Consider the following 12,052-nt stretch of genomic DNA (forward strand, 5'->3'; position numbering starts at 1 on the left):
CTGAAGGTGATGAATATGTATTTTGTATATAAGAATCGAAAGGTTTTTTATAATATAGAAGGATCAGGTCCAGTCATATTGTTTTTACATGGGCTTGGAGGAAACGCAAATAATTGGTTATATCAAAGGCAATATTTTAAGGGGAAATGGACAGTGATCTCACTTGATTTACCAGGACATGGAAAATCTGGAGGGCTAGAAATTAACTTTAAAGAATATGTAAATGTTTTGTATGAGTTATGCAATTATTTAAAGTTACAAAAAGTAGTCATTTGTGGACTTTCAAAAGGGGCTAGAGTAGGTGTTGATTTTGCTATCCAATATCCAGAATGTGTTTCTAGCTTAATTATTGTAAATGCATTTCCCTATTTGGAGCCTGAGGATCGAAAGAAGCGGCTTGAAGTATATGATTTGCTTAGCTTACATGATAACGGGAAAAAATGGGCGGATACATTGTTGAAGGCGATGGGAGTAGCGAATAATGAAGTAATTGTCAGGGGATTTTATCAATCTTTACAGTTTATTAATCCGGTGCATATTCAAAGGTTATTTGCTGAATTAGTAGATTATGATCAAAGACCATTTCTTTCGAATATTACATGTTCCGCTTTAATTATAAGAGGGGAAAATGATGATTTTGTCCCCGAGAAATATGTAAGAGAGTTTGAAAGCCGTTTGAAAAATACAACTTTTATTGAGTTTAAAAATAGTGGACACTTACCTTATTTAGAAAAGCCAAGTAGCTTTAATATGACAGTAGAAAGATTTTTAAATCATGTAATTAATTAATTAATTAATACTATTATTACAGTCAATACTGTTATTAGTGAGTAAAATATAGTTAGTTTTGAGAGGGGGCAACTATATGGAATGGAAACCAAATCGTGCAGATAAGACACCTGTATATAAACAAATTGCGGATTATATTGAAAGAGGCATTTCTTCAGGCGAATTTCCTTCTGATAGTAAGTTACCTTCTGAGCGTATGTTAGCAAAGAAATTACAGGTGAACCGGAGTACAATAGTAGCTGCGTATGAAGAATTAAAATCACTTGGAGTAGTAGAACGACAAAAGGGAAGCGGAACACGGGTCAATACAGATATATGGGGTGTCTCACATAAACGAATACCGAACTGGGGTAGGTACGTGGAGGATGGATCGTTCTTACCTAACGTACCACTCGTTCAACAAATTCGAACGGAAACACAAAAAGATGATTTAATTAATTTAGCAAGTGGTGAACTGTCACCAGAATTAATTCCAAGTGATAGATTTCGAACAATTTTGTCGGAGAAAACATTTATGGAAAACCTCGGCTATGACCATCCACTTGGAAATGAGATGTTGAGAAAAACAATTGCAGCACATGTTCAGCAATATAAACAAATTGAAGCAGATTCAAGCTCTATTCTTATTACGTCAGGAGCACAACAGGCGCTTAATCTTATCGTTCAATGTTTATTAAAACCTGGCGATGCGATTGCGATTGAAGATCCGTCATATTGTTTTTCGCTTCCAATGTTTAAATCGGCCGGTTTAAACATATTTCATTTACCTGTTGATGAGCATGGAATGAATCCAGATGACTTAATAGATTTGCACAAAAAGCATCGCATTCGTATGGTATTTTTGAATCCAGATTATCAAAATCCAACAGGTACTGTGCTTTCATTAGCGAGACGTAAAAAAATTTTAGAACTGTCTTCTGAGTTCGGTATACCAATTGTAGAAGATGATCCGTATAGTTTAATTTCTTTTAATGGAGAAGTGAACCCGACATTAAAATCAATGGACCAAAATGGAAATGTTCTTTATATAAGTTCATTATCAAAAATTGTTGCATCAGGATTACGTATTGGATGGATAATTGGTCCTACACGTGTAATTGAGCGTTTAGCAGATGCAAAGCAACAAGTTGATTTTGGCCATAGTGTATTTACGCAGTGGGTAGCAAATCAATTTTTAGAATCAAAGGATTTTCATACACATATTACGATACTTCGTGGAAAATTGAAGCAAAGAAGAGATGAATTAATTGCAGAGCTTGAAGGAACATTGGGAGACCGAGTTGAATGTTTCGTGCCAGAGGGTGGAATACATGTATGGTGTAAAGTGAAAGGAAAGTTTGATGAATATCACTTATTAGGTGAATCTATACGGAATGGTGTCGCATTTGTTCCGGGCAGTGTTTTAGGTTCGAAAAATGAATATATACGATTTACGTTTGGTAGAGCGAATATAGAACAAATTCAACTTGGAATTAAACGGTTTGCCGACACGCTACATGAGATTTCATAATATGGATGTGTGATAGTGAAATGAGGGAAAGAAATGAAGTACGTGACGCTTTTACTTCAAGTAGGCGTGCTATATGTATTTAGCCTAGTGGGTACGTGGATTCAAGGAGTATTCCATCTATCAATGCCAGGAAGTTTAATAGGGATGTTAATGCTGTTCCTGCTCCTTTCCACTCGCATTTTACCGTTAAAATGGTTTGAGTTAGGTGCGGAAAAGTTAATCGTATTTTTACCGTTATTTTTAATCCCTTCGACAACAGGGCTGATGGAATACGGGTCTTTTCTTTTCAGTAAGGGGAGTATTATATTCCTTTTAGTAGTTGCAAGTACTGTAGTAACTTTGATTGTTTCAGGGTATATAAGTCAATTATTAATAACAACAAAAAAATAAAATCGACAAGGTGCACGATTCAAATGGTCTTAATTATTATTACTGTAGCAATTTATTTCTTGGCGACAAAGCTATATGAAAAATTTACGTTTGCATTTACGTTACCGGTGTTAACAGTTACGGCAATTATGATTTGTTTATTTTTCATTTTTGGTATTTCTCATCATGAGTATAGGGAAAATGGAGGAGACATTCTTTCAAGCTTATTGAGCCCTGCAATTGTAGCATTAGCCATACCTCTATTTAAAGAGCGAAAGATACTTATGAAAAATTTTTTATCGATACTTATTGGAGTAGTGATAGGTATAGTGGCTGTAACGAGTATGAATGTAGTGATTGGCGGAATTTTAAATATAGATAAGGAACTTATATTAACTACTTTACCACAGTTAGCAACGATGCCTATTGCCCTATCATTAGCGGATCAAATTGGTGGTATTCCATCTATGACTTCTAGTTTTGTAGTTGTTGCAGGAATAACAGGCGCTATGATCGGACCAACAGTACTTAAGTTTTTCAGTATAACAAGTACGATTGGAAAAGGAGTTGGAATGGGCTGTGCATCACATATTATCGGTGTGAGCCGTCTCGTGAAGGAAGGCGAGAAAGAGGCGACAATCGGTTCGGTGACGATGATTGTAACTGGAATACTCATTAGTATATTCATACCGTATGGAACGAAATTTATATTTTAAAATGTAATGGAGATGATGAAAATGACAACATGGTTTATAGTTACATTATTTATTTTTGGCGCTCTTAAAGTGCTAGTTTCTAGTATGCCCACTTCTGTTGTAGAATCAATTATTAGTAGATTTGAATTGCATCAAAAGCTTGAGGCGGAAAATACTTCTATATCGATAGATGGAAAAAATATAGAGGGAGAAATGAAACTACAAGTTATTCATGAATTTAATGAGGCTTTGTTTTTAGATAAACATTATTTCCCGCCGCAAGGAGAAGGGACACCAATAGTCATTGATACGAAGAAAGGGAATAAAGAGATTAGATTTTCTCTATATAGCTATGAGGAACATGTTGATGTCATTAAGCAATATAAGAAGAAAGTCGTTGCCTATCGTTTACGCTCTAAAAGCCTTCAAACATTGGCACCAGTAGCAATAACGGAAGAGTATGCTTAAGAAGGGACCTATAATGGTCTCTTTATTTTTTTATCCAATTATATACGTTCCAAATAAAAGAATGAAAAATCATATAACCAAATAAAGAATATGTATGGTTCCAATTCGCGCTATGTACAAATAAACCTAAACTTTCAGCAACCTGTTCAAAAAGGCTAGCACAAATACCGATTGAAATAATAAATAAAATTCTAGAAACTTTAGATAATTTTTTTGAAATGTGTATAAAGATAACTGTTAAAATCGGCAGTACGAACAATGTAAAAGCTATATTAACCGAAAATGTGGATGAGAAGGGCCTAGCCGGAAAGGAATATATTTGTTTATGAACAAAAAAGGCATCTAAGCAAGTTCCAATAATAGAAGAGAGAAAGATTGTAACTACTAATGCTAGAAACTCATTCTTCTTCTCGGAGGAGGACATTTTTCTTTGCGAGAATGGCGAGTTCAATTTTTTCGAGTGTTTTGCAGTAGTCTTCTGTAATTTGTCCATTTATATTTTCCTCCTTATCAACTAAGTAATTTACAACTTGCCAATCGGTAAACCAATCTTCACTGTCAACTTCGTCATGCTTCATATCTCGCCATGCATAGATGAGTGCAGGGCTGTATATGCGATAAGCGCCATTTCGTAACTGGCATTTCTTTATTCGGCGCTTATAAAACTCACGGGAAAAAGATTCATTTACACTTGAAAATAAATGGGGCCAGTAATCTTTCCTTGATCCTGTATGTGGATGGTGTTGAGCCCAGCTTATTATTTGAGATAAAACATGTGTATCTCGAAATAATAATGAGTACAATCTTTTTCCGATTAATATCCGTTCATGTAAGGAAGTGAAATGTTTCATTGTATCACCAAATAGTAATACTTTTTGTTTCTTATCATTTTCGTAGAATGGGAAAAGAATATGATTAAACTGAAAGAAATCAAAGAGTTTAAATCCAATACTATTTAGTACAGTCTTTTTAAATTGTACATTTTGAATCACTCTTTTTTCTAAGTAGTTTTGTTCATTAATAATAGTTGCAATCGCTAAAGTTTTTTTGTTACCTGTTTTCCAAAAATGGTTCCACATCGTTTCCATAAATGTAGAAACATTTAGGTGAGAAAGAAGGTGAAATAACTTTTGTGATCTCTTTACACTTTGTTCGTAAAGTAAAAATTGAGGGTATACATCTTGGAAAATAAGCCAATTCCCTCTTTCTAAAAAAGAAAAAAATATGAATTGATCTTTCTCTGATAAAATTCTCGTATATAAATCCCCCTTTAAATCAGTCATATTCCAACCGCCGTTACGTGATACCATATGTCCAAGCAGTGCCCAATGTATTTCTGGATATTGAATGTAAAATTGGTAGTATGCGCGTGTTCTTGTAACATTATTTTTATTTAGCTGTTCTGTTTGTATTTTTATTTTGTTGATGATGAGTTGTTCTTCTTTCGTTAATTTATACATGGTGTCAGAAGGAATAAGCTTGCTTTTTTGTTTTAATTCATTTTTTACGTCGAATAGGGAGAGAGGCAGTGCTTTGGAAGGTCCGTTATATGTATGATTTGAATTGCTTCGGTCCATTCCGTTACCTCCCTTTTTCATAAATTTAAACATGATTATTGGCTATGAATCATTCTATTTATTTTATTACGAGTATAAGAAATAAATGAGCGGTGTTTTTTTACAAGGAATTTATTTATCATGCAAACAGTATAAAAAATCTTACTGTTGTGAGGTGAAATGAAAAACAGAAACTATGTTTAATAGTTTCTGTTTTTTTATTTTGTCAATTAAATGTAACAAACGACGATTATGATTTGAATCAATTGAAAATAATTCAATAAATATTATTTAAATTGAGATGTTTCGTAGGAGGAAAAAGAATGTTAAATAAAATAATTTTAATTACTGGTGGGACAGGTTCGTGGGGGCATGAACTTATAAAACAACTATTAGAAAAATCACCGAAAGAAATTAGAATTTTTTCAAGAAATGAAACGGTTCAGTTTGAAATGCAGCAAAAGTATATAAATGATGATAGGTTAAAATTTATTATTGGAGATATTCGTGATAAAGATCAACTAGTCTATGCTTGCCAAGGTGTACATTATGTGTTCCATCTTGCAGCTTTAAAACATGTTCCAGTATGTGAGTATTATCCTTATGAAGCTATAAAAACCAATATACATGGTACGCAAAATGTAATTGAAGCCTCTATACAGATGCAAGTTGAAAAAGTTATATATGTTTCAACGGATAAAGCAGCCGATCCATCAAATACGTATGGGATGACAAAAGCAATTGGTGAAAAATTAATGGTTCATGCGAATATACAAACGAAGAAAACAAAATTCATTTGTGTTCGTGGTGGAAATGTTTTAGGAACGAGTGGAAGTGTAGTACCACTTTTTAAACAACAAATTAAAAGATCTTCACAAGTAGGGATTACCGATGCGAATATGACTAGATTTTTCTTAACAGTTGAAGATGCTGTTGGATTGTTATTTAAAGCAGTATATCAAGGTAGAGGCGGGGAAATCTTTGTTATGAAAATGCCGGCATGTAAAATAACAGATTTAGCAGAAATATTAATTGAAGATTCAAAAAAAGAAAATATTAAGGTGAAAGAGGTAGGGATAAGACCGGGTGAAAAATTAAGTGAAATGCTTCTATCTGAGGTAGAGAGTAAAACAAGTATAAGTTTTGATCAAAATTATTTTGTGGTACTACCGACGATTCCTATTGAAGGACTTCAAGAATATTATTCTAGCTATCCGCTAGTGGATGTGAAGAGTTTTAGTTCTCAACAAGACTTGCTTGCAAAACATGAGGTGAAACAAATGCTATTAAAAGGAGGGTTTTTGCGATGAAAAAAAATGCGAGCCTTTTAATAACTGGTGCAAATGGTTTCACAGGACGCCATGCTTGCCACTATTTTTTAGAGCAGGGCTTTCATGTAATTCCTATGTTTCAAAATCGTGCACATAGAGAAAAAATTAGAAATGGTATTACGTGTAATTTAACTAATAAGAGCGAAGTAATGAAGGTAATGAAACAAATAAAGCCAGACTACGTATTGCATTTAGCAGGAAGGAATTCGGTTATAGAATCTTGGACAGCTGCTCTTGAGTATATAGAGATTAATGTAATAGGAACGTTATATTTATTAGAAGCAATTAAGCAAGAAGCCTCGCATTGTAGAACATTAGTTATAGGATCTGCTTTGCAAGCAGATAGTATGAACGAAATAAAAATTTCAAATCCATATAGTTTAAGTAAAACGATGCAAGTCATTATCGCAGAGGCTTGGGGAGGATTAATGGATTCAAATATTATCATTGCAAAGCCCTCAAACTTAATTGGTCCAGGGGAATCGAATGGCATTTGTTCGATTCTCGCAAAGAAAATGATAGATATAGAATCAGGTAGAAGTAAAGCCATTATTGAAGTAAACAGTTTGAAAGATAGTAGAGATTTTCTAGATGTACGTGATGCGATTAAAGCGTATCATGTGTTGTTACGAGATGGAATAAATGGAAAACAATATAATATCGGATCAGGAGTAAAACAATCTTTATTAAATGTACTAGAACAATATAAAGAATTAACACAGCTAAATTTTTTTATAGAGGAAACAGGGAAAAGTGGGAGCGACTCAAATGAGAGTTTAGCAATAGAGGAAATAAAAAGGTTAGGTTGGATCCCAGAAATTGAATTTCATCAATCATTAAAAGATGTACTTGAGTATGCGAAGTGTAGTGACATCTGCATGCAATGAAAAACAAAAAAGGGTGTAAGAAATATATGAATGATTATGAAATAATAGATAATCAAAATACGCTATTTCTTTCAATTGTTGATACGTTGGATTGGAGAGATGAAGAAGCGCATGTATTGCGTCTGTATGAGGCAATACATAAATATCAAGCGTATGTAGAAGAAAAAAGGGTTAATCAAATAAAGTCAGCATTAGAGACGGAAACTAGGTATGTGATTCAAATCTTTGCTCAATACGAGTGTAGTGAGTATGGAAATGATTTTTATGAACTCATTAACGATCTTTTACAAGATATAGAGGTGGAGTTAAAGATTTATATAAAAAATAATAAGTTTATTTACATTTAAAAGGTAAAGAGAAAGCTAGATTTTTAATAATAAAGGTGGGTATAAGTTATGAGCAAAACGATTCTTTTTACTGGGGGCGGTACAGCCGGACACGTTATGATTAATATTGTATTAATTCCTAAATTTATAGAGAAAGGCTGGAGAGTCGAGTATATTGGATCCAAAAATGGAATTGAAAAATCATTAGTGCAAAATGTTAAATACAATAGTGTTTCAACGGGAAAGCTTAGGAGATATTGGGATTGGGAGAATTTTAAAGATCCTTTTAAAATTATACGCGGTTGTTTACAAAGTTATAATTTAATTAAGAAAACAAAGCCTGACGTTATCTTTTCAGCAGGAGGATTTGTTTCAGTTCCTGTAGCTATAGGAGCATGGTTAAATCGTGTGCCTATAATTATACGTGAACCAGATAGCACATTAGGGCTTGCCAATAAAATAGCATTACCTTTTGCTACAAAGCTATGCACAACATTTCCTCAGACAGGAGAAAATGTAAGTAATGAGAAGAAGGTTTATGTAGGACCAATTGTAAGGGAAGAAATTGAGAAGGGTAACGTATTAAGAGGAAGAAGATATTGTGAATTTCAGCAAGATAAACCAGTATTATTAATTATGGGTGGGAGTCAGGGTGCTAAGTGGATAAATGATATGGTAAGGGAATGTGTAGATACAATACTATTAAACTTTAATATTATTCATATATGTGGTAAAGGGAAGGTAGACCCATCTATTGGCATGGAGGGATATATGCAATTTGAATATATAGGCGACGAGTTGCCGCATATACTAAATATGGCAAGTGTTGTAGTTTCTAGAGCGGGTTCTACTGCTATTTCTGAATTGTTATTTTTGAAGAAACCGATGTTGCTTATCCCGTTAACTAACAGTTCCAGTAGGGGAGATCAAGTTTTAAATGCTGAATATTTTTCACGGCAAGGATATGCGGAAGTTATACTCCAAGACAGAGTAAGTACGAATACATTTATACATGCAGTAAATAAGTTGTATACAAATAAGGAGAAATATATTCAAAACATGAATGGATATAAGAAAACAAATGATGAGGGAATTCATCAAATAATAGATATAATAAATGAAGTGGTGAAGTAATAGAAATGTAAATAGAAAAACAAAAGGAAAGAAGGTATCTTCTTTCCTTTTTGCTATATTTGTTCTAATTAGTTATGTACTATGGGTGAATGCCGTTTTCTAATAGCTCAGTAAATGCATGAATATGGATAGGTTTACTGTAATAATAACCTTGAATAAACTGACATTTATTTTTTTGAAGGAAATTTACGTGCTCTTTCGTTTCTACACCTTCAGCAATGACAGACATTCCTAATGTATTTGCTAATGTGATGATCGTTTTAATAATTTCCATTCCATCATCACATGTTTCAGACATTGTAATAAATTCTCTCGGGATTTTTAACGTATCAATTGGATACAAAGGTAAGTAGGCTAGCGAAGAATAACCTGTACCAAAATCGTCGATAGAAATGTGAATCCCTAAACTTTTTAGTGTACGCAGTTTTATCAATGTTTCTCGCTCATCCATCATTGCAATTCGCTCTGTTAATTCAAGATCAAGAGAGCTTGCTGGTAAACCTGTATTTGTTAAAGTAGAAGAAATAGATTTTACAAAATCCTCTTGTTCAAATTCCTTAGCAGATAAATTTACACCTATTTTTAAATGTGAATATCCGAGTGCGTGCCAACGTTTCATTTGTTTACAAGCCTGCTCTAATGTCCATTTACCTATTGAAATAATTTGTAGTGTTTCTTCTGCAATCGGAATAAACTCGTATGGAGAAATAATACCTAATTCAGGATGATTCCACCTAATTAAAGCTTCTGCACCGATAATTTTATTAGATTCACTATCAACTTGAGGTTGATACAAAAGGAACAATTCTTCATTTTGTAGTGCGTTTGGTAAATCTTTTTCTAATCGCAATCGTCTTTCAATTTTTTTAGCGATTACATCGTCATAAATAGATACAGAGTTAAGTTCTTTTGCTTTTGCATCATACATTGCAACATTAGCGTTTTTCAGAAGTGTAGCGGTATCGATTCCGGAATGTGGATAAATAGCGATGCCGATACTCAGTGATAAAGTTAATTTATGCTCATGTATGATAAATGACTTTTTCATGCATTTAAATAATTGGTTACATAATTGGAATAAGTAATCTTCGTCAGTATAGTTTTCAATTATGATTGTAAATTCATCGCCACCGATTCTTGAAAGATGAGTATGTGATGGAAGACATGATTGGAATCGCTTTGCTACTTCTTCTAATATGTAATCTCCTGATGAATGTCCAAGTGTATCGTTAATTGCTTTAAAGCGATCTAAATCTAAATATAATAATGCAAACTCGCTTTCTGTTATTTCAGCATTTTTTATAACTCTCTTTAATTTCTTATGGAAAAAGGCACGGTTACCAATTTTCGTTACAGTGTCATGGAATGCTAAATATTTTATTTCTTCTTGCTGTTTTTTTAGTGCAGTAATATCTTTCACCATAATATAGCTTCCTGAAATTTGTCCGTCTATTATAATAGGAATGATTGTAACGTATAAAAAATAAGTAAAGCCATCCTTATATTGAGAACTAAGTTGTAAGAATGCCGATTCTTGTTGTTTCACTTTTTCTAATGCCAATGCTAGCTTATGCTTATCTTCATCTAAAATGATCGAAAAACAAGTTTCACCTAGTAACTCATCCGTTGGTGCCCCAAGTAGTACACTCCCAGCCTTATTTACATTTAAGAATATTCCATTTAAATCAATGGTGAAGATAGGGTCAGGATGATATTCATATAATGATTTAAACTTTTGCTGTTTTTGAGAAAGAGCCTCTGATTTATGAACTAGATCAGACGTCCGTAAAGTAACTTTTTCTTCTAGTTGGGCATTAAATGCCTGCAAACGTTTTGTTAAGGAATTGTTTTGCATACGTACGATAGAATGACGAATGAGTACGAAAATAAAAGTAATACAATTTCCTGTAATGAGAGTTGAAGATGATGTTTGTTCTTTTAATGTAAACCCGATTAGTATTGCAACAGCAAGATAGGGAAATACAACTAAAGCTTTTTTTCCTATTATAGGGTTTACAAGGAAATAATTTTTATGGCTATTATGATCTTCTGAAATAGAGCCAGCTATTGCAATAAGTAATATAGGTATTCTATATAAAAGACGTAATAATATTATCGTTTCAGTTGATAAGTGGTTATTTAAGTAAAAATAAATATAGTTAAAAGTTGCAGAACTTATTAATACAAAAATAAAGATATAAATTTTCCGTTTGGAATTAAAAATTGTTGGACGGAAAATGAGACTAACACCTAGCAGTAGAAATAATAAATCTGCAATTGGGTATAAAAATGAAAGGAAAACATCTCCTAGTGAAAGAGCGAATATATTTAAATTTGGTTGATTAAATAAATACCATTCTAATGTAAATATGGAAGTAAGCACTATGCATATATCACAAATAAAGAACGCTTTTTCCCATTTATTGCATTCCTTTAAGATTTTATAGCAGAAAGCGATAAGACAGAAAAATAGAAAAAACATGTAAAATACATCAGAAACCGTAAAACGATGTATTGGAATTTCGAAGAAGCTATCTTGATATGTATATACTATTTTCCCTAATAAAAAACTACCAATTGCTATTGTAATACATATCCAAAACGGATTTGAACTGACTTTTTTAGAATATATAGAGTAAATCAGTGATACAAATGTAATGGCTTCAACGACAAGTGAAGCGAAGCGTACATCTGAATTTGAAAAATGAGTAGGGAATAGATAGAAAAACATAAAATAGATTGAATAGCATATTAATGTTCCGATTAATATACATAATTGTAAATTTTTATTTAATTTCAATGAAATCACCTTCTTTAATTATGCACTATGTTCGTTATATCTATACATAATAATATTATTTAAGAATTGTATCAGATTTCCTTATAAAAATCATGTTTATAAGGAAAGTGTTAAAGAGTGTAAGTATTCTTAAGGTTGAAAAAATATTGCGGTTGATAGTACAGACTGTATTAAGACTTTAAATAGA

General features: G+C 32.7%; 12 protein-coding genes. 9 read left to right on the forward strand and 3 right to left on the reverse strand.

Annotated features, from left to right (window positions below; translation table 11 throughout):
* Positions 1–15: 15 nt before the first annotated feature.
* From DN404_RS18465 to DN404_RS18485, 5 genes are all read left to right on the forward strand, one after another.
* Positions 16–789 (forward strand): alpha/beta fold hydrolase, encoded by a 774-nt coding sequence (locus DN404_RS18465; protein WP_042867390.1) that lies wholly within the window; start codon positions 16–18, stop codon positions 787–789.
* A 76-nt stretch (positions 790–865) separates the two neighbouring features.
* Positions 866–2,299 carry a MocR-like pyridoxine biosynthesis transcription factor PdxR gene (pdxR, locus tag DN404_RS18470; protein WP_139848863.1) on the forward strand — a complete coding sequence of 478 codons (1,434 nt, stop codon included), beginning with the start codon at positions 866–868 and terminating at the stop codon, positions 2,297–2,299.
* 33 nt (positions 2,300–2,332) lie between these two features.
* Positions 2,333–2,689, forward strand: coding sequence for a CidA/LrgA family holin-like protein (locus DN404_RS18475; RefSeq protein ID WP_000878492.1), 357 nt, complete (start codon positions 2,333–2,335; stop codon positions 2,687–2,689).
* Between the two features lie 23 nt (positions 2,690–2,712).
* Positions 2,713–3,384 (forward strand): LrgB family protein, encoded by a 672-nt coding sequence (locus tag DN404_RS18480; protein ID WP_006922209.1) that lies wholly within the window; start codon positions 2,713–2,715, stop codon positions 3,382–3,384.
* Positions 3,385–3,405: 21 nt separating this feature from the next.
* Complete coding sequence (locus tag DN404_RS18485) at positions 3,406–3,831, forward strand: YfmQ family protein (RefSeq protein ID WP_016123265.1); 426 nt, start codon at positions 3,406–3,408, stop codon at positions 3,829–3,831.
* A gap of 22 nt (positions 3,832–3,853) precedes the next feature.
* On the opposite strand, the gene DN404_RS18490 is transcribed toward DN404_RS18485, so the two are convergent.
* Positions 3,854–4,255, reverse strand: a complete 402-nt coding sequence (locus tag DN404_RS18490; RefSeq protein ID WP_033692454.1) for a CBO0543 family protein — start codon at positions 4,253–4,255, stop codon at positions 3,854–3,856.
* On the reverse strand, positions 4,230–5,408 hold the full coding sequence (locus DN404_RS18495) for a DUF2515 domain-containing protein (RefSeq protein WP_149215318.1): 1,179 nt from the start codon (positions 5,406–5,408) through the stop codon (positions 4,230–4,232). The genes DN404_RS18490 and DN404_RS18495 overlap by 26 nt, the downstream gene beginning before the upstream one ends.
* Before the next feature lie 302 nt (positions 5,409–5,710).
* Between DN404_RS18495 and DN404_RS18500 the strand changes: the two genes are divergently transcribed.
* Genes DN404_RS18500 through DN404_RS18515 form a run of 4 tightly spaced genes read left to right on the forward strand, consistent with a single transcriptional unit; the run spans position 5,711 to position 9,065 of the window.
* Entirely contained in the window at positions 5,711–6,697 is a 987-nt protein-coding gene (locus DN404_RS18500) for a UDP-N-acetylglucosamine 4,6-dehydratase family protein (RefSeq protein WP_016123264.1), read from the forward strand.
* On the forward strand, positions 6,694–7,605 hold the full coding sequence (locus tag DN404_RS18505; RefSeq protein WP_000739075.1) for an SDR family oxidoreductase: 912 nt from the start codon (positions 6,694–6,696) through the stop codon (positions 7,603–7,605). The genes DN404_RS18500 and DN404_RS18505 overlap by 4 nt, the downstream gene beginning before the upstream one ends.
* Entirely contained in the window at positions 7,602–7,952 is a 351-nt protein-coding gene (locus DN404_RS18510) for a DUF6572 domain-containing protein (RefSeq protein ID WP_015055176.1), read from the forward strand. The genes DN404_RS18505 and DN404_RS18510 overlap by 4 nt, the downstream gene beginning before the upstream one ends.
* A gap of 48 nt (positions 7,953–8,000) precedes the next feature.
* On the forward strand, positions 8,001–9,065 hold the full coding sequence (locus tag DN404_RS18515) for an undecaprenyldiphospho-muramoylpentapeptide beta-N-acetylglucosaminyltransferase (protein ID WP_000047564.1): 1,065 nt from the start codon (positions 8,001–8,003) through the stop codon (positions 9,063–9,065).
* A 79-nt stretch (positions 9,066–9,144) separates the two neighbouring features.
* On the opposite strand, the gene DN404_RS18520 is transcribed toward DN404_RS18515, so the two are convergent.
* Entirely contained in the window at positions 9,145–11,865 is a 2,721-nt protein-coding gene (locus DN404_RS18520) for a putative bifunctional diguanylate cyclase/phosphodiesterase (protein ID WP_006922219.1), read from the reverse strand.
* Positions 11,866–12,052 lie beyond the last annotated feature (187 nt).

Source organism: Bacillus sp. TE8-1, assembly GCF_008368855.1.
GTDB lineage: Bacteria > Bacillota > Bacilli > Bacillales > Bacillaceae_G > Bacillus_A > Bacillus_A cereus.

What these genes read in the sequence shown, in the direction of transcription:
- DN404_RS18465 (WP_042867390.1), top strand. Translation starts at nt 16, where the DNA reads ATGTATTTTGTATATAAGAATCGAAAGGTTTTTTATAATATAGAAGGA.
- pdxR (WP_139848863.1), top strand. Translation starts at nt 866, where the DNA reads ATGGAATGGAAACCAAATCGTGCAGATAAGACACCTGTATATAAACAA.
- DN404_RS18475 (WP_000878492.1), top strand. Translation starts at nt 2,333, where the DNA reads ATGAAGTACGTGACGCTTTTACTTCAAGTAGGCGTGCTATATGTATTT.
- DN404_RS18480 (WP_006922209.1), top strand. Translation starts at nt 2,713, where the DNA reads ATGGTCTTAATTATTATTACTGTAGCAATTTATTTCTTGGCGACAAAG.
- DN404_RS18485 (WP_016123265.1), top strand. Translation starts at nt 3,406, where the DNA reads ATGACAACATGGTTTATAGTTACATTATTTATTTTTGGCGCTCTTAAA.
- DN404_RS18490 (WP_033692454.1), bottom strand. Translation starts at nt 4,255, where the DNA reads ATGTCCTCCTCCGAGAAGAAGAATGAGTTTCTAGCATTAGTAGTTACA.
- DN404_RS18495 (WP_149215318.1), bottom strand. Translation starts at nt 5,408, where the DNA reads ATGGACCGAAGCAATTCAAATCATACATATAACGGACCTTCCAAAGCA.
- DN404_RS18500 (WP_016123264.1), top strand. Translation starts at nt 5,711, where the DNA reads ATGTTAAATAAAATAATTTTAATTACTGGTGGGACAGGTTCGTGGGGG.
- DN404_RS18505 (WP_000739075.1), top strand. Translation starts at nt 6,694, where the DNA reads ATGAAAAAAAATGCGAGCCTTTTAATAACTGGTGCAAATGGTTTCACA.
- DN404_RS18510 (WP_015055176.1), top strand. Translation starts at nt 7,602, where the DNA reads ATGAAAAACAAAAAAGGGTGTAAGAAATATATGAATGATTATGAAATA.
- DN404_RS18515 (WP_000047564.1), top strand. Translation starts at nt 8,001, where the DNA reads ATGAGCAAAACGATTCTTTTTACTGGGGGCGGTACAGCCGGACACGTT.